This window comes from Nitrospira sp. (assembly GCA_029194535.1).
Classification (GTDB): Bacteria; Nitrospirota; Nitrospiria; order Nitrospirales; family Nitrospiraceae; genus Nitrospira_C.
Genome location: JARFXR010000001.1, coordinates 1490383 through 1508364, shown reverse-complemented (window position 1 = coordinate 1508364; position 17982 = coordinate 1490383). Strand labels below are relative to the sequence as shown.

Below are 17982 nucleotides of genomic sequence, written 5' to 3'. Positions count from 1 at the left end.
CACCGCCATGGTGTCCGACAGTCTCAAACGCGCCGCGCCGACGCAATTGACAAGGCTTCTCGGCGCTCCTTACGATGATCGCCAGGAGCGGCACATGCTGATGTGGCGACGAATCTCCGGACTCTTCAACGATCTGCCCATCGCACGCAAACTGCTCCTGACCTCCCTGATTCCTCTTGTCGCGTTCCTCGTCTTGGGGTTGGACGCCTATCAACGGCTTGAAGCCTTGACGGAGGACGAAGAGCAACTCGATCGCGTGTACGTGGCGCAACGCGCCGCGGCGGAATACATGCGGTTGATCGTGGACTACGAAACGGGTTTCCGCGGATACGTGATGACCAGGCAGGAAGCCTACCTGGTGCCCTCGAGAAACGCACACCAGCACATGCCCTCGGTCGAGCAGACGTTGCTGGGATTGATCCGCCCCCACCGGCCTCAATACGAGGCCGTCGAGCAGGCCCAACGCCTGGTCAAACAAATGATGGAGGAGAAGGAAAACCTGATCCAATTGGTGAAGAGCGGACGGACGACGGAAGCGATCCACTATATCGAGCAGAGCCGAGGCCGCGCCCTCATGCAACTCACCCGTGAGCACATGGCGCGGTTCGACCGCTTAGAACAAGAGGCGCTTAACGACGCGCTCGCCAACATGGCCAAGTCGCGCAACCAGATGGTGGCTCACATCATGGGGGGCATCGCGCTGGTTCTCGTGCTGCTCATCTTGGCGCTTCAGCTCATCGCCCGCTCCATCACCGGCCCGCTGATCAGCCTGGCCAAGTTGGTCCGGTCGTCCGACGCCATCCTCCCGGCCGATGTGCCGGCCCTCGCGAGACAGGACGAGTTGGGTGAATTGACCCGCGGTATGAGCACCATGAGCCGGCAGGTGCGGGAGCATCTCGCGAGCGTCCAAAAGAATCAGGCCGAGCTGCGCGAGCTCAACCAGAATCTTGCCGCGTCGGAAGATAAATATCGCAACATCGTCGATCACGCGCCCTTCGGCATCTTTACGACCTCCGGCATGACGATCACCTTCAGCAACCGTTACAACAAATCGCTGGCCGGCATGAATCCCGACGAAGCGGGCGAACCGGAAGCCTTCCGTCACTGGATCCACCCGGACGATCGCGACCGCGTGCTGCGGGAATATGAGCAGGCGGTTGCCGACGGTATGCCCTACGAAACGGTCTTCCGCTTCGTGCGGCCAGACGGCACGGCGCGCAAGGTCCTGAGCCGGCGTATTCCGATCAAGAACGCGGAAGGACAGCCCACGATGTATCAGGGGTTCAACGTCGACATCACGGCGCTCGACGACATGCAGACGCAATTGAGCCGGGCCGAGCGGCTCGCGACGCTCGGGCAGGTGGCCGCCGGCATCGCGCACGAGATCCGGAACCCGTTGGTCGGCATCGGGTCCACCGCTTCGCTGCTGCGAGACGAGACCGACCCCACCGATCCGAAGCGCGCCGATCTCGATATCATCTTGAACGAGACCAGACGGTTGGATCGCATCGTCAATCAGATCATCGACTATGCGCGCCCTCGGGACCTGGTGCCGACCTCCTGGCTCTTCAAAGACGCCGTCGAGGACGTCTTGAAACTGTTGGACGCGAAGATTCACGCCCAGCACGTCACCGTGACGCAGCCTTCCAACGGGGCGATCATGGTCTATGCGGATCGCGATCAGATCAAGCAGGTGCTGCTCAACCTCTGCCACAACGCGTTGGACGCGATGCCCGACGGCGGGTCCCTGCAACTCGACGCGACCGAGACATCGCACGACGACAAACCGGGCGTGCTGATCGAGATCGTCGACACCGGCCCCGGCATTCCGGCGCGGGCCCTGGCCCAGGTGTTCCAGCCCTTCTTCACCAGCGGGAAGCAGCACGGGACCGGGCTGGGTCTGGCGATTTGCCGCAACATCGTGGACGCCCATGGGGGCGATATCGCCCTGGTCAGTCAGGTCGGGAGCGGAACGACGGCCCGGCTCTGGCTTCCGCTGAAGACATCGATGACCATGATGAGGGAGATCTTATGAACGCGACCATCTTTGTCACCGACGACGAGCCTGCGATCCGCTCGGCTCTCGCGAAACGCATCACCAGGCGCAACCATCGGGTCACGGCGTTCGCCTCGGGCGAAGACCTCGTGCAGGCGCTGGATCACGAAGTGCCGGATCTGCTGCTGCTCGACGTGAAGATGCCGGGGCTCTCCGGGTTGGATGCGCTCAAGATCTGCCGGCTGAAGGCGCCGTTCGCGCTCGTGATCATGCTCACCGCCTACGGGACCGTCCAGGACGCCGTCGAAGCGATGAAGCTCGGCGCCTACGATTTCGTCATCAAAACCGTGGATCTCGAAGGGGTGGAACAAGTTTTGGACCGCGCGCTCGAACTGCTGGCGCTCCGCCGTCGCATGAGCTTCCAGTCCGAGCAGGATATGGACCAATATGCCCTAACCCAGCTGATCGCCGACAGCACCGCCATGCAGGTCCTCCTGGCGCAGATTCGGGAAATCGCCCACAACCCGAAAAGCACCGTGCTCATGCTCGGCGAAACCGGTACAGGCAAGGAATTCGTCGCGCGCGTCCTCCACCATAACGGCGGCCGGGCGACCAGTCCCTTCATCGGCGTCAATTGCACGGCCATTCCCAGAGAGCTGTTCGAGAGCGAACTGTTTGGGTACGAGCGCGGGGCATTTACCGGCGCGAATCAGCGCAAGCTCGGCTTGCTGGACCGGGCGGAAGGCGGCACGCTGTTCCTTGACGAGATCGGGGATTTGGACCTCGGTATGCAGGCCAAACTTCTGAGGGTGCTGCAGGAGCGGACATTCCGCCGCCTCGGGGGGACGGACGACATCGCGGTGGACTTCCGGCTTATCGCCGCGACCAACCGGGATCTCAAGAAGGAGATCGCCGCCGGCAACTTTCGCGAGGATCTGTACTTCCGGCTCAACGTTGTGGCGCTCGAACTGCCGCCGCTCCGTCAGCGCGTGGAGGACATTCTGCCTCTCTGCATGAGGGCGCTGCTGCACTACGGCAAGGAGTTCGGGAAGGACGTCGCCGACATCGACCCTGAAGCGCGGGCGCTGCTGGAACGGTATTCGTATCCGGGCAATATCCGGGAACTCCAGAACATCATCGAGCGGGCGATGATCTTTTGCCAAGGGCGAACGCTCACCGCCAGCTATCTGCCACGCGAGCTCCACGACCAGGCCAAACAGACCACGACGACGGTCGCGCGCGGAGACGGGCATCTTATCCGGGTCGAAATGGAGGTCGGCAAGCAGACGCTGGCCGAGATCGAAGAGTCGGTGATCGAGGAAACGCTGCGGCTGGCCGACTACAACAAGAGCCTGGCGGCCAAACAGCTCGGCCTGACCCGGTTTGCGCTCGACCGCCGGTTGAAGAAAATCGAGAAGGACAGATAAGCGCCGACGTCCAAACGTACGGCCCTCAGGGATTCGGCGCGACAAAGACCAATACTTTGAGCCGCTGTCCGCTATCATTCTTTACCCCGTGTTCCTCCCCTGCCGGCGCCATCGTTCCTTGGCCGGCGCGCAGGACCTGCTGCTCCCCTCCCACCTGAAACGTCCCCTGGCCTTCGAGTACCAGATAGACCTTGTCCTGCTCACCGTGCACATGCCCCTTCTGCTCCTGTCCTGGCTCAAAACAGTAGACATCGCAGAAAAACCGCGACGTTTGAAAGATATTGTTCTTCTTCATCTTCTCATGGCTAAACTGTTGAAAGTCAGAGAGATTGATGACCTTCATGCGAGAGACTCCTTCCGGTGGACAAGCGGTGTTCCGCCTTCGGCATTCATGGGCGTGGCGAGAGGAGTATAGCCCGTGACGTGTTGGAAATCAGCCCCATCTATATCAAGCGGCTTTGACCGGCCCCTCCGGTTTCAGTTAGTGTGAACAGATCTACCATGAATCGAGCGGAACGACGACGGCTGGATGCGCGGAGAGGCACTCAAGATGTGACGCCTTGGCTGAACCAAGGGAAGGCACACCACCAGGCCGGCCGATTGGCGGAGGCCGAACAGGCCTACCGTCAGGCGCTCGCCATCGCGCCCCGCCATCCGGACGCGTTGCACCTGCTCGGACTGTTGTCCTACCGGATGAACCGGCTGGACGAGGCCCTCGAGCAGTTGACCGCCGCGGTCGAACAGCAGCCTGCCTCGCCCCTCTACTGGTTCAACCTCGGCGTGGTCGCCCAGAAAGCCGGCAGACTGCCGCACGCCGTCACGGCCTATGAGAAAGCAGTGTCCCTCAACCCGCGTCACCTGGAAGCGCTGATGAACCTCGGCAACGCGCTCCGAGACCAGGGCCGCCTCGATGACTCCGTCAACGTCTACCGACGGGCCTTGGCGATCAATTCGACACATCCGGAACTGCACAACAACCTGGGCGTCGCCCTCCAGGAACAGGGCGCGGTCGATGAGGCGATCGGCTCGTTCCGCCGCGCGTTGGAGGCGAAGCCTCAGCATGTGGAAGCGCTGAACAACTTGGGCCTGGCCTTGATGGAAGCCGGCACGCTGCATGAAGCCATCGCGTCCTTTCAGCAGGCACTGTCGTTGATGCCCGGCTACCAGAAGGCGCTCTATAATCTAGGCATCGCCTCCATTTGGGTAGGCAACGACGACAAAGCGGTATCCTGCTTCTCGCAAATCGCCAAAGCGCGACACGACCATGGCCAGGCGCCGACTGAACAGGCCACCTATCGCTCCCGGATCAAACACGAAGTCGAGCAGACACACCATCTCCTCGATCGCCGACTGCTCGGCGAGGAGTATCGCGCCCAGCTCGATTCGCTGATCCGGCTGCAGCGGCTGTTGGACGACGACACGACCGCCGGTAATCGCGTGACCATCACCACGGACGCGCTCGCCTCGGTCGCGCCGGCGTTCAATCGCATACTCTACAGCGAGCCTCCCCGGCGCATCGAAGGCGGCGCCCTCAACCGCGCGCTCGACGTCGCGGCCGTCGAGTCCCGCTATCTCGGCAAGCATCCTGAAGTCACGTTCGTCGACGGGCTCGTGAACGACGCCGCGCTGGAGGCGCTGCGCCGCTTCTGTCTGGACGCGACGATCTGGAAGAAGGATTACGAAAACGGCTATTGCGGAGCGTTCCTGGGCGACGGCTTCGCCTCCCCGCTTCTCCTGCAGATCGCCGAAGAGCTGCGCCTGAAGTTTCCCCGCATCTTCACCCACCACCGGCTGACGCAGGCTTGGGCCTTCAAGCAGGACAGCGCGCGTCGAGGGCTGAACATCCATGCCGACGCCGCGGCGGTCAACGTGAATTTTTGGATTACGCCGGACGAGGCGAACCGCGACCCCTCCGCCGGAGGCCTGGTCGTCTACGACAAGGAAGCGCCCAAGGACTGGAACTTCAAGGACTACAACAGCGACCGGAACAAGCCGAAGATTCTGGCCTGGCTCAAGGAGGTGGGCGCCGAGACGATCAAGATTCCCTACCGCGCGAACCGCGCCGTGATCTTCAACTCCGATCTCTTCCATGAAAGCGACCACATCGCCTTCAAAGACGACTACCTCAGCCGCCGCATCAACATCACGCTGTTGTACGGCCACCGGCTGAAAACTTAGCGGCGCAGGCCCGTTGGGATAGAACGATGGTGGGTCAAGCCGCTTGAGAGTCTTCGTCCGAAGCAGCTCGCTGGTAGGGATGACGTTCGAGTTGGGTGACGGTGTGCTGCAGGCGGGCCCATTCTTCCGGACCGAGGGTCACGAATTCCAGACCGAACTGACGCGGACGGCTCCAGCGGACGACCGCCTCCTGGACCTTCAACGGCGGCTCCTCATCTGCCGCCTGGATGCGCAGTTCCAGCGACGTGCCGGGCCGCACTTCAACCGCACTGTCGATCCGGCATCCACGCAGCGACAGATCGATCAACGCGCCGTCTCCCCCCACGATGTTCAGCGAGGTGAACGAACTGCGGAACCGAACCGGAAACCGCTGGCTGTGCCGTTGCTCCATCTCAGGACCTCTCAATGTTCGGCTGCCCACGTCACGCGCAGGACGCTCAAAAGACTGTCCGGCAAGGCCGTAGCGAGCGAAACCCGAAGCGTACGTCTGATGGTACGTTGAGGGTTTGAGCGATGCGAGAACGAAGCTGGAAGTCTTTTTCAGCGTTCTGCTATCCCTTAATATTGCCAATCGGCCTGAGTTCCGCCACTTTTTTTGTGATTCCCGCTCGATCGACCGTCTCGACCACCTCGGAGATATTCTTGTAGGCGAAGCCCGCTTCTTCTGCGAGCCCCGACATCGACACGGCCTTCACCACGATGCCGCGTTGTTTCATCTGTTGTTGGAGTTGCTCGCCTCGGACCGACTTCTTGGCCTGCGCGCGCGACATCGTTCGCCCCGATCCGTGCATCGTGGAGCCGAAGGTCTCCTGCACGGCCCGATCGGTTCCGACCAGCAGATAAGAGCCGGTTTCCATCGATCCGCCGCAAATAACTGGCTGGCCGATCTGCCGAAACGCCTCGGGCAACTCCGGATGTCCTGGCCCGAAGGCTCTCGTCGATCCCTTGCGATGCACCAGCAGCTCGCCTTCGACGTACCGTTCGACCTTGGCGATGTTGTGCGCGACGTCATAGACCAGCTCCATGCCCAACTCTTCCGCAGATTGACCGAAGACGGCGGCAAAGGCCTCGCGGATCTGATGGGTGATGACCTGCCGATTCGCGAACGCGGTATTGGCGGCGCAGTTCATCGCCGCGAAGTAGTCCTGGCCCTCGTTCGAGCTGAACGGCGCACAGGCCAGTTGCTGATCCTTCACCGAGATGCCGTAGCGTCGCATGGCCTTCTCGAACACCTTGAGGTAGTCGCTCGCCACTTGATGGCCGAAGCCTCGCGACCCGCAATGCACCATTACCACGATCTGATCGTGGCCGGTGATGCCCAGTGCGGCAGCGGCGTCCGGATCGAACACCCGATCGTTCGACACCACCTGGACTTCCAGATAGTGATTGCCCGATCCCAACGTGCCGAGCTGATTGATACCTCTACCCACAGCATGATCGGTCACCTTCGAGGGATCGGCGCCGCCAATACAGCCCCGCTCTTCGATCTTCGTGAGATCCTGGTGCCAGCCATATCCTTGCTCGATGCACCAGCGCGCGCCGTCGGTCATGACCTCTTCGAACGATCGGCGATTCAATCGGACAAATCCCGCAGCTCCCACGCCGGCCGGCACGCGCCGGAACAATTCGGTCATGAGTCGTTCCAACCGCGGCTGCACGTCGTCCAAGGTCAAATCAGTGCGGATCAGCCGCATGCCGCAGTTGATATCGAATCCGATCCCGCCGGGCGAAATGACCCCGTGGCTCACATCGAAAGCCGCCACGCCGCCGATCGGAAAACCATAGCCCCAATGGCCGTCGGGCATGCAGAGGGCATAGCGTTGGATGCCGGGCAGGCAGGCGACATTCGTCACCTGATCGAACACTCCCGAGTCCATGGAGCGGAGCACCGCCTCGGTCGCGTAGAGGCGCGCGGGCACGAGCATGCCAGATTTTTCCGAGACAGGAACCTCCCAGATTTCATCCGTGACACGATTCACCCGCATGTCCGTATGCAGTTTCATACGTCTTCAATCCGTACGCTTCTCAACCTCAACCTTAGCCCTAACCTTTCCTGTCACACATCCAATACCACCCGTACTGTCCAGTGGCCGTGCACCTGACGCAACGCATAGAGATGCTTGGTCACTCCCTTCACATCGTTGTGGAGCTCCTGTGTCTCTCGATCAACCGGCGCGCCGATCAGCCGCGCCTTCAGCACCCATTGCTCTTCTTCCCTGGCGAGGGCCAGCGGTGCATCGTGGAAGACGACGCCTGCCGCATCCTTCCAATAGACGATGTCGGAGAGCCAGTCAAACAGCAATTGCGGCAAGTCTGCGTCCCGACGTTCGATTGCCCGCTCCCACGACGAACCGACCGTGGCCGGATCAGCCAACGTCGTGAGCAAGGCCCGTGTGGCGCCGGCAAACAGCGCTTCAACTGAGTCGCCGTCGGCTTCGAAGGCCATATCAGCCAGCGCCACATCGTCAAGGAAGCGAAAGGAGAAGGTCATGCTTGGGTAGGCCTTGGAAGGGATGCGACTAGCGATGAGCCAGACGAATCGGAACTAACCCAATTCGAAGATCTTCGGAAAGTCCGTCAGATTCCGACACCCATCGCTCGTAACCAGCACCATGTCCTCGATGCGGACGGCACCCAAGCCCGGATAGTAAAGCCCCGGCTCGACCGTCACGACGTGGCCTTCCTGTAACAGCGATCCGGTGCGGCTGATGCGCGGGGCTTCGTGGATGTCGAGTCCGACGCCATGGCCGGTCCCGTGGAAGTAGCCCTGCATACGGCCGTTGACCAGGCCGGTCTTGTAGCCGGCTTTTTCGAATCGGTCGCAGATGCCGCGGTGGATTTTCATGCCGTCGGCGCCGTCTTTGATCTTGGTAATGGCCTCTTCCTGCGCATCCTTCACGGTCTGATACAGTCGGACGAGCTCGGGACTGGCCGTGCCTCGGACGACCGTGCGAGACATGTCGGCGAAGTAGCGCGTCGTCGCGGAGCGCGGAAACACGTCGAAGATGATGCTGCGGTACGCCGGCAATGGTCCGCTGCCTTCGTTGTGGGGATCGCAGGCCTGCTCGCCCCCGGCCACGATCGTGTGCTGGGCGACGCAGTCGGCCTCCATTAGCTTCACGTTGATCAGTTTCTTGATTCGCTCGGAGGTCAACGGGGCGTCGTCGAGCCACAATTCGGCCCTCACGATTGTCGCCCGGCGAAGCACGGTGTGGGCCGCGGCGACAGCCGCTTCCGTCGCGCGCTGGGCGCTCTCGATGTGCCGAACTTCTTCGGCGGTCTTCACGACGCGCTGCTCGTAGAACGGGTCCGGCTTCGCATGGACTTGATACCCCAATTCCTGCAGGCGGCTCGCGTGGCGGAAGGGAAAATTGCCCGGCACGAGCACCTGTTTGATCTTGGCGTCGCGCAACACGACGTGGACGATGTCCACGCTGCCTGGGGACGCGACCCCCTGATCGCGCGCGCGTTTCTCGATCTCGGAATAGGACAGCACGCGATCGACCGAGGCCTGGCTTTTCGCCCGATCCATCTCCAGATCGTTCATGACGAGGAGGCGCTCTCCCTTGATCTCCAGATAGATGAAGGGATCCGGCGCGATGAATTTGGTCGCGTAGTAGAGATTGGCGTCCGTCTCGCTGGCGGCGATGAACAGGACGGCTTTGTGTGATTGCGAAGCGGATCGAGACATGGCTTGGCTACCCGCTGGACCTTAGCACGGGGTCAGAGACCGGTCAAGGCGACGACGGGGCCGGGACGTCCTTGGGCGACGCCTTGTCCTCATCGGGCGTCATGAGATCAATCGGCAACATCACCGTGTTCTTCAAGACATCGACGGCGAGCTGCCCCAATCCCGTCAGTCCGGTGGCGAAGGACTTCATCGGCATGTAGGTCACCTCCGGATCTTCGATGCTGCCCTTGACGGAGAACATCGCCGTCGCCACGCCCTTGCGGTCGCCGGCAAACAGGCGCCCGAACAAGGGAATGGTCTTGAGGAACTGCGAGTACGACCCGAACGGGCTCACGGCCCAGACCATGTCGCCCTGGTCGGTCGGAAGATCGTAGTTGCCGGCTGCGGTGATCTTCACGATCGGACTGTCGATGATCATGTTCTCCGTTTCGAACAGGCCGTTGCGTACCGTCACGGTCGCGGTGATCTTGTTGTACGGCAGGCCTTCCTTTTCCAGATCCACCTTGCCCTGAAGCACGGCCGGCAGGTTCAGAATGCTGATGATCTTCCAGGTCACCCGCTCCTTCGATTTGAAGATGTGGCCGTTCTCGATTAGGATGTCGGCCTTCCCGTTCAGCGTGGGATAGACCCCGTGAGGGTTCCGGCCGTGGCCGCGGATCGTTCCGGTGATGCGGATCTCTCCGGTCACTCCACCCTCGTTCTTCCCCACGAGCCGCAGGATGTCGCTGACCGGCACGCCGGTGGCCCGCACGGAGATTTCCGCCTCCGCGGGCTCGTGGCGCGGCAACTGCACGGCGATCCGGCCGGCGACTTCACCGTCGGTCGACTGACCGGAGATCCGATCTACGTCGAGGACGCCGTCCTGGATCGTGATGCGGGCCGAGAGGCCGCCGAACTTCAGGTGCTTGTAGTGCCCGCGTGTGATGGAGGCCGTCATGGCGACCCGGCTCGTCGCCGCCAGGGTCTCCAAGAATTCCCGCATGGGCGACCGCTCGCCCTTAGGAATCAGCAGATCCAGATCCATCTGGTTGGATTCCATCTTCCCCGAGATGGCCGGCTTCGTCGCCCAATTTCGGATCATCGCTTCCATCACCAGGTCGCTGTCGAGGAGCCGGAAGGACAGGCGCTTGAGCTCGGCCGCGTCGCGATTGAACTGCAGGCGCACGTACAGGTCCTGGATGGGGCCATCGGCACCCCTGACGTTGACCAGCCCGTTGCTCAGGGCCAGCCAGCCGTTGGTTTTCCACATTCGCCAGTCGGCGCCTTTGCCCTTGACGTCGAGCGACACTTCAACGTTGCCCGCCTCGAATCCCCCCTTGGTAATCCATTCGGGCACCGTGGAGAGCGATACGGTGCCGGTCGCCAGGGACGCATCGATCGACACGCGCTCGCCGAGCCGGATATTCCCCTTTACCGGCAGACGCAGCGGCGGCACGTCCGCCTCGATGTGCGTGAGGGTCAGCCCTCCCTTCGGCGCCACATGCCCTTCGAAATTGATGGTGGCCGGCGCGCCGACAGGCTTCTCCAACACTTCCGGCCAGATCACCTTCGATTCCGTCAGCACGATCTCGCCCCGCATCTCGGGCACGGAGGTCAGACCTCTGAGCGCGACCGCGACGCTGGTCAGACCCTGGACCATTCCCTTGGGAATGTGTTTCATCGGCAGCACCTGCGTCAGGTGCAAGGAGTCGCCGGTTACCCGCACGAGCAGGTCACGGAACGAGCTGGTGCCGCCGCCCGTGATGCCGCCCTGGACCTGCACGGTCAAGTCGCCCAAATGGCCGCTGACCTGATCGAACTGCGTCTCCCCTTCGGCCAGAACGAAACGCCCTTGGATGTCCGTCATCCGCTCCGGGAGCGACGGATGGCTCAGGCTCACCTGTTGCGCCGTGATTTCGCCACCCGCGAACGTGACGCCTCCCGGCTGTGTCAACGGCCCGACCAGCCGGAACGTGGGCTTGGCCACCCCCTCCACGTCCCGGGCTTCCCCCAGCACCTTCGACAGCTGCTCCGACTCGACGGTTTTCGAGAGAAATTGCAACAGGTCCGATGCCGCCATCGTACCCAAGATTTCCATTTCCATCCAAGGACCTGCTTCCAGAAACGAGATCAGCCCCTTGCTGTCGGTCATCTGGATCGTTCCGTACCGCCCCCCCAAGTTCGTCACACGCATCCGGCCCGCTTCGACCAGGACGACCGCCGAGAGATCCTTGGACGGGACATGGCTGTCGCCGATGAGCGCTTCTCCCTCACGGATGCGGAATTCTCCCGTCACGGACAACTGCGGTCCTTCTCCGTACGACCCGGTCACGGTCGCCGAGACGACCTCCACCTTGCCGTTGATGCGACGGTCTTCGATTACGGCGGGCAATTGGGGATGAAACCATTCGGGTGGAATGCGTTTCAGTAAGTCGCTCAACTGCACCGGCGGCGCCGAAAAGGTAAGCGAGAAGGTCGGCTGCGTCGTCAATAGACCCGACAGGCTCGCGCGACCCTTCGCGGCCAGCGGATCCAGATTGGCCGTCAGATCCGACATGACGACATCGTAGCCCGCCACACCGGGAATGAGGCGCATGCTGCTCCGCACGGTGACGGCACCCTGCACGTTGGGCGGGACCGGGCGCGGCCCGAAAAAATCCGCCAGTCCGCGCAGGCTCAGCCCCACCGCCTCCACCGTACCCTCGAATTGAAACAGAAGCGGAGGCCTCGTCGTTTCGCTCATCTCGATCGACTGTTGATCGGCCCTCCGGACGGCGCCCGCCATCGACAAGGATGACCGTTCCCGATCGCGGATGTGGTCGGCCGAGATGTGCACATCGGCCTGGTTGCGCTCCAGATGAATGACCAGCGCGGCCTCGACGGACTCCAACTTCACCGTGCGGACGCCATCGGGCCTGGCCTCGTCGATCACGATGACCGTGCCGTCGATCACCGTGGCCTCCTTTATGCGGAACATGCGGGTCATCAGCTCGAGCGCTTCGTCGTCGCTCGTCGGAATGGGATTGGCGCGATCGAGCACGTTCCAGTGGCCGGCGGCGTTCCGCCGGAGCGTCAGGGTGGGCTCTTCGATCGTCAGCCGTTTTCCCACGATCTGCTTGCGAAGCAGCGGCACGAGCCGCAGCACGAGATCGAGTTTCTTGGCGGACAGAAAGACCTGATCGGAATTGCGTTCGTGAATGACAACCTGCGAGAGCTCCAGCCGGATTCTCGGAAAGACGGTGAACTTGATGCGGTGCACGTCGATCTTCCGTCCGAGGTTTTGCTCGAGCTGCCGCAGGAAGAAATCCTTGAGGTAATCGGCGCCGGTGAGCTGGGGAGACAGAAGCAGAAAGGTGATGCCGCCCACGACGACCAGAGCAATGACGGCGACCACCACGCGTGTGCGGGACACTCAATTTCTCCAGAAATCCGGCAGGGGTTCGTCGGCTGGATTCGTCTCCGCCCGCGTCGCGGCAGGCTGCGCACGACCCATGCGACGTTGGAATCATCTTACCGGAGGCCGGATAAGAAATCTACCAAGTCCGCGTCGGAATTGAGAATTTTCGTCGTCGTTCCGAGAATTTCGCTGGTGCCGTCATCGGTCGACCGGTATAATCCGATGCCCGCCCGTCCCGGCGGACGGACCGCTCACGTGAACGGATACTCCCCCACATCGACGCCGATCCGCTGGCTTATTCTGGGATTGCTGTTTCTCACCAGCGTGGTGACGTACATCGATCGCGTGAACATCTCCGTCACGGCCCGCCACATGATGCCCGCGTTCGGGCTGACCGATCAGGAGATGGGCTGGGTCTTTTCCGCCTTCGTAGCCGGCTATGCACTCTTTCAGCTTCCGGGCGGATGGCTCGCGGACCGGTGGGGCGCAAGAGTCGTCCTGACCGGCGCCCTTCTGTGGTGGTCGGTCTGCTCGGCCTTCACCGCGGTGGCGGCGACCTCGGCCTTGGCCGAGGTCACCGGGATCCTCGGCGCGCTCATCGCCGTGCGGTTCATGCTGGGCGTCGGCGAGGCCGTGGCCCTGCCCTGCTTTAACCGCGCCGTCGCCAACTGGATGCCGGCCGACGCGCGAGGCGTCGGGATCGGCATCGCCATCGGTGGGATCGGGCTGGGTTCCGCCGTCACCCCGCCCATCGCCGCCTGGGTAATGGTGAATTGGGGCTGGCAGATCGTCTTCTACCTCTCTGCCGCAGTCGGCCTGGCCATGGCCTTGCTTTGGTGGACGCTGGCTCGCAACCGGCCGGAGGAGCATCCTTGGGTTGCGAACGGCGTGCCGAACGGGGCGACGAGACCGACGTCGCCGCGTTCGAAGCCGGAGTCCTGCGATCCAGTGCCCTGGCGTCGGTTGGCCCACACGCCCACGGTCTGGTGGCTGGTGCTCAGCTACACGTGCCTTGGCTATGTCGCCTATCTATATCTGTCCTGGTTCTACCTGTACCTGGTGAACGTGCGGGGATTCGACGTGTTGCGCGGCGGTCTCTACGGCGCTGCGCCGTTTGTCGCCATGCTGGTCGGCTGTCCGGTGGGCGGCTGGATCACCGACCGGCTGGCCTCGCGTTACGGCGTCACAGCCGGACGGGCGATTGCGGGAATCAGCGGCATGACGGCGGCCGGATGCGCAATCATCGCCGGAGGTTTCGCCGGCTCCCCGTTGCTCGCGATCGCCTGTCTGTCCGCCGGAGCCGGCTGCCTCTATTTCAGCGTCGGGGCCTACTGGGCTTCCACGACCGACCTGTCCAAGACCCACGCCGGCGCGCTGTCCGGCCTCATGAACACCGGCGCGAACGTCGGCGGCGCGATCTCGCCGGTCCTCACACCCTGGATCGCCAGCTATTGGGGCTGGCCCCTGTCGCTCGCCGCCGCCGGCGTCGTCGCCTTCACCGGCGCGGCTCTGTGGCTCCGGATCAAACCGGGAGAAGGGCTGCGGGAGAACAGTGCTGAGTCCTGAGTGCTGAGCGGCGATTGCAGAGGTGTGAAAGATGCTCCCTACCCAGTACTGAGCACTCAGCACCCAGGACTCAACACTGCCCCGAGGTCTTGCCTCGCAGAGGACCGGCTTGTTACATTCGGAGCATGGCGATGGAGTTCAAGAAGATCGATCCGCGGGCCACGATCACGACCAAGTTCGGCGAGATCAAGATCCGCTTCTATCCCGACGCCGCGCCGCGGCACGTCGAAAACTTTATGAACCTGGCCAAGATGGGGTTTTACGACGGAACCACGTTTCACCGGATCGTCCCCGGCTTCGTCTTGCAAGGAGGCGATCCGCTGAGCAAGACGGGAGACCGGCGCAGCCACGGCTCCGGCGGACCGGGCTTCTGGCTGAATCCCGAGCTGAGCGACCGGCCGCACAAGCGGGGCGCGATCTCCATGGCCAAGACGCCGCGCGACGGCAGCAGCACTCGGGATTTCAACGACAACGGATCGCAGTTTTTCATTTGCTTGGCCGACAACAGCGGGCTCGACCGCCGCTACAGTATTTTTGGGGAAGTGTTTCGAGGATTGGACGTGGTCGACAGGATCGTCGCGCTGCCGCGCGACGAATTCGACAACCCGCTCGAGTCGGTCACGATGACCGTGACGGTAAAAGACTAGCGCCCGCCGACTCCCGCCGTTCCGCTGCCTCGCCGCTCCAGACATTTCTCCTGCCCGACACGGCCGCGTAGCCCGCCGGAACCAGGAACAGCGTCACGATCGTGGAGACGACGAGCCCGCCGATCAGGACCACCCCGATTTGCCGCCGACTGACCGCTCCGGCACCCGACGCCAAGGCCAACGGGAGCGCGCCCAGGATTGTGGCGCTGGTCGTCATGAGAATGGGCCGGAGCCGTAGCGTGGCCGCCTCGATTACGGCGTCCACGCGGTCCATCCCCCGCTCGCGCAGCTGGTTGGCGAACTCGACGATCAGGATGGCGTTCTTGCTCACCAGGCCGATCAGGATCACCAGCCCGATCTGGCTGAAGATGCTGAGCGTGCCCTTGGTCAGGACCAGCGCGATCAGGCCGCCGGTCACGGCCGGGGGCACGGCCAACAAAATCGTCAGCGGGTCGCGAAAGCTTTCGAACTGGGCGGACAGCACCAGGTAGATGACTGCTAGGGCGAGACCGAAGGTAAAATAGAGATTGCGATTGCTCTCCGCATATTCCTTGGCTTCCCCGGCGTAGGTGCCCCGCATCCCCGAGTTCAACATGGTCTTCGCTTCGCGCTCGACATAGGCCACCGCGTCTCCCATGGTAAAGCCGTCCGTCAGTCCGGCGCTGAGAATTACGGCGCGCATGCGGTCGACGTGATTGAGGGATTCCGGCGCCGCTTCTTCCCTGACGCTGGCCACGTTGCTCAGCTGGACGAGTTCTTGTCCCCTGCCCCGCACGTACAGCTCGGTAATGTCCGACGGCTTCTCCCGATGCCGGTCGTCCACCTTCACGATCACGTTGTACTGGCGGCCGTTGCGCGAGAATGTATTCACGGCCCGCCCGCTGAGCAGGGTTTCCAGCGTGCGGCCGATCAACGCCACGGATACGCCGAGATCCGCCGCTTTGGCACGGTGGGCCTCGACGGCCAAGTGAGGTTTGTCCAGCACCAGATCGATCTCAGGCGCCACGAACCCCGGGTGCTCCGACAGCTTCGCCAGGAACTTCTCGGCGGTCTGTTCCAACTCCTGATAGTCCACGCCCCCGATGACGAACTGGAAGGAGCCCTTCTCCGACCCTTCGCTGATCGCCGGAGGATTCATCAGGAACGCCTTCACGCCGGCCAACTGCGGCATCTGCGCGTTCAACTCGGCCACGATATCCTGCTGCGAGCGCGATCGGTCGCTCCAGTCCTTCAGGGTCACCCACGTACCCGCGCGGTTGACGATGGTGGGACGGTCGCCGCGCGCGACGACGGTGTAGATCGAATCCACCTCGGGGATCTGCTTGATGAGCTTGTCCAGCTCCTGCGCGTAGGTATCCGTGTAGCGGATGGTCGCGCCTTGGGGGGCCGTGAGATGTCCCGCAAACCAGCCCACATCCTCCATGGGCGCAAGTTCGGAGGGCAGACGCAAGAGAATCAGCAGGCTGCCGAGGCTCGCGGCCAAGCCGATCACCAGAATCGCGATGTGCATCCGCATGGCGCGCACGAGCCCCTGCCGATACTGTCCCATGACCCGCCCCCACACCCGCTCGCTGAGCGCCTGATGAGACGGTCCGTCGGTCGCCCGCACCAGCCGGCCGCTCATCATGGGCGTCAAGGTGAGCGCGACGAACCCAGACAGCAGAACGGCCGACGCCACCGCGATGGCCAACTCGGCGAACAGCCGGCCCACAACCCCGGTCAGAAACACAATGGGGATGAACACCGTCACCAGCGAGATCGTGGTCGCGATCACGGCGAATGAAATTTCCTTGGTGCCCTCGACGGCCGCCTGAATCGCCGGCATCCCCTCGGCCATGCGCCGATGAATGTTCTCGAGCACGATGATCGCGTCGTCCACCACGAGGCCGACCGCCAGGACCAGCGCCAGCAGGGTCAGCACGTTCAGCGAACAGCCGGTGAGGGCCATCACCGTAAACGTGCCGATGATGGAAGCCGGAATGGCCACGGCCGGCACCAGCGTGGCTCGCGCGTTGCCCAGGAAGCCGAAGATCACCAGCGTCACCAGCAGCAGCGAAACTCCCAAGGCCAGATACACCTCGTGAAGCGACCGCTCGATGGGCACCGTGCTGTCCCACGCCACCGTCAACGCGATGCCTTCGGGCAGCGTGGCCGTGATCTCCGGCAGGCGCTCTTTCACCGCGCGCGCGACCGTGAGCGCGTTGGCCTTCGACTGCTTCATCACGGCCACCCCTACGCAGGGCACGCCGTTGATCCGGCTCAGTTTGCGCGTGTCTTCGGCCGCCAGTTCCACACGGCCGACGTCGCGGACCCGGACCGGATAGTCGTCCCGGTAGGCCACGATCAAATCGCCGAACTGGCTCTCCGTCTGCAGCGAGCCCTTCAGCGAGACGCCGAACTCCACCCGGTCGCTTTCGATCCGGCCGGACGGAATCGAGGCGTTCTGCGCCCGCAGCGCCTCTTCCACGTCCTGCACCGTCAGCCGCCGCGCCGCGAGCATGCCGGGATCGAGCCAAATGCGCATGGCATAGCGCCGCTCCCCGTCCAACACCACGTTCGAGACACCGGGGATGATCACCAACCTGGGGTTCACGAAGCGGTCCACGATGTCTGAAATCTCCAGCTCGGAGTGCCGGTCGCTTGCAGCCGCCAGCCAGACCACCTCGGTGCTGTCGGAGGCCGCCTTGCTCACCAGCGGCTCCTGAATCCCCAGCGGCAGCAGCGAGCGAACCGAACTGATGCGATCGCGCACGTCGTTGGTGGCCGAGTCCAGATTGCGGTTCAGTTCGAACTCCAGCGTGACCGTCGAGACTTCTTCCCGGCTGTTGGAGGTGATGGCGCGCAGGCCCTGGATTCCGCTCAGCACGTCTTCGAGCGGGGTCGTCACATCCGTCTCGATGACCGAGGCCCCCGCGCCCGGATATACGGTCCGGACGGAGACGACCGGCGGCTTGATGTCCGGATATTCGCGGACGTCGAGGACGAAGTAGCTCAAGAGGCCGAACAGAACCAGCAACAGGGTCATGACGACGGCGAAAACGGGCCGATGGATGGACAGGGTTGAGAGCCGCATGGAGGTTTGAACGACGGCGGGACCGTCT

At 63.0% G+C, this 17982-nt stretch carries 12 protein-coding genes; 5 read left to right on the top strand and 7 right to left on the bottom strand.

The window, feature by feature from the left end; translation table 11 throughout:
- Positions 1 to 94: 94 nt before the first annotated feature.
- Both P0111_06820 and P0111_06815 read left to right on the top strand, forming a co-directional pair.
- The gene (locus P0111_06820; GenBank protein ID MDF0643727.1) at positions 95 to 2035 is read left to right on the top strand and encodes an ATP-binding protein; all 1941 of its coding nucleotides are present in this window, start codon (positions 95 to 97) and stop codon (positions 2033 to 2035) included.
- The gene (locus P0111_06815) at positions 2032 to 3423 is read left to right on the top strand and encodes a sigma-54 dependent transcriptional regulator (protein ID MDF0643726.1); all 1392 of its coding nucleotides are present in this window, start codon (positions 2032 to 2034) and stop codon (positions 3421 to 3423) included. Before P0111_06820 ends, P0111_06815 begins: the two co-directional genes overlap by 4 nt.
- A 25-nt stretch (positions 3424 to 3448) precedes the next feature.
- Here the strand turns inward: P0111_06815 and P0111_06810 are convergent, their stop codons facing one another.
- Positions 3449 to 3766, bottom strand: coding sequence for a cupin domain-containing protein (locus P0111_06810; GenBank protein ID MDF0643725.1), 318 nt, complete (start codon positions 3764 to 3766; stop codon positions 3449 to 3451).
- A gap of 158 nt (positions 3767 to 3924) precedes the next feature.
- On the opposite strand from P0111_06810, the gene P0111_06805 reads away from it, so the two are divergent.
- Complete coding sequence (locus P0111_06805) at positions 3925 to 5601, top strand: tetratricopeptide repeat protein (GenBank protein ID MDF0643724.1); 1677 nt, start codon at positions 3925 to 3927, stop codon at positions 5599 to 5601.
- Between the two features lie 34 nt (positions 5602 to 5635).
- Here P0111_06805 and P0111_06800 read toward each other — a convergent pair whose 3' ends face one another.
- The 5 genes from P0111_06800 to P0111_06780 form a co-directional block, all read right to left on the bottom strand.
- Entirely contained in the window at positions 5636 to 5992 is a 357-nt protein-coding gene (locus tag P0111_06800) for a PilZ domain-containing protein (protein MDF0643723.1), read from the bottom strand.
- Positions 5993 to 6152: 160 nt separating this feature from the next.
- Entirely contained in the window at positions 6153 to 7604 is a 1452-nt protein-coding gene (locus tag P0111_06795; GenBank protein ID MDF0643722.1) for an RtcB family protein, read from the bottom strand.
- Between the two features lie 53 nt (positions 7605 to 7657).
- Complete coding sequence (locus P0111_06790) at positions 7658 to 8092, bottom strand: archease (protein ID MDF0643721.1); 435 nt, start codon at positions 8090 to 8092, stop codon at positions 7658 to 7660.
- 54 nt (positions 8093 to 8146) lie between these two features.
- The gene (locus P0111_06785) at positions 8147 to 9292 is read right to left on the bottom strand and encodes a Xaa-Pro peptidase family protein (GenBank protein ID MDF0643720.1); all 1146 of its coding nucleotides are present in this window, start codon (positions 9290 to 9292) and stop codon (positions 8147 to 8149) included.
- A 43-nt stretch (positions 9293 to 9335) separates the two neighbouring features.
- Entirely contained in the window at positions 9336 to 12683 is a 3348-nt protein-coding gene (locus tag P0111_06780) for an AsmA-like C-terminal domain-containing protein (GenBank protein ID MDF0643719.1), read from the bottom strand.
- 177 nt (positions 12684 to 12860) lie between these two features.
- Here P0111_06780 and P0111_06775 point away from each other — a divergent pair, with 177 nt between their 5' ends.
- Positions 12861 to 14234, top strand: coding sequence for an MFS transporter (locus P0111_06775; protein ID MDF0643718.1), 1374 nt, complete (start codon positions 12861 to 12863; stop codon positions 14232 to 14234).
- Between the two features lie 131 nt (positions 14235 to 14365).
- On the top strand, positions 14366 to 14881 hold the full coding sequence (locus P0111_06770; GenBank protein MDF0643717.1) for a peptidylprolyl isomerase: 516 nt from the start codon (positions 14366 to 14368) through the stop codon (positions 14879 to 14881).
- Here P0111_06770 and P0111_06765 read toward each other — a convergent pair.
- Positions 14853 to 17954 (bottom strand): efflux RND transporter permease subunit, encoded by a 3102-nt coding sequence (locus tag P0111_06765; GenBank protein ID MDF0643716.1) that lies wholly within the window; start codon positions 17952 to 17954, stop codon positions 14853 to 14855. The two genes, P0111_06770 and P0111_06765, sit on opposite strands and share 29 nt — an antisense overlap.
- Positions 17955 to 17982 lie beyond the last annotated feature (28 nt).

Coding starts and splice junctions, on each gene's coding strand:
- P0111_06790 (MDF0643721.1), bottom strand. CDS start 8,092: ATGACCTTCTCCTTTCGCTTCCTTGACGATGTGGCGCTGGCTGATATG.
- P0111_06785 (MDF0643720.1), bottom strand. CDS start 9,292: ATGTCTCGATCCGCTTCGCAATCACACAAAGCCGTCCTGTTCATCGCC.
- P0111_06770 (MDF0643717.1), top strand. CDS start 14,366: ATGGAGTTCAAGAAGATCGATCCGCGGGCCACGATCACGACCAAGTTC.
- P0111_06820 (MDF0643727.1), top strand. CDS start 95: ATGCTGATGTGGCGACGAATCTCCGGACTCTTCAACGATCTGCCCATC.
- P0111_06800 (MDF0643723.1), bottom strand. CDS start 5,992: ATGGAGCAACGGCACAGCCAGCGGTTTCCGGTTCGGTTCCGCAGTTCG.
- P0111_06805 (MDF0643724.1), top strand. CDS start 3,925: ATGAATCGAGCGGAACGACGACGGCTGGATGCGCGGAGAGGCACTCAA.
- P0111_06815 (MDF0643726.1), top strand. CDS start 2,032: ATGAACGCGACCATCTTTGTCACCGACGACGAGCCTGCGATCCGCTCG.
- P0111_06810 (MDF0643725.1), bottom strand. CDS start 3,766: ATGAAGGTCATCAATCTCTCTGACTTTCAACAGTTTAGCCATGAGAAG.
- P0111_06795 (MDF0643722.1), bottom strand. CDS start 7,604: ATGAAACTGCATACGGACATGCGGGTGAATCGTGTCACGGATGAAATC.
- P0111_06765 (MDF0643716.1), bottom strand. CDS start 17,954: ATGCGGCTCTCAACCCTGTCCATCCATCGGCCCGTTTTCGCCGTCGTC.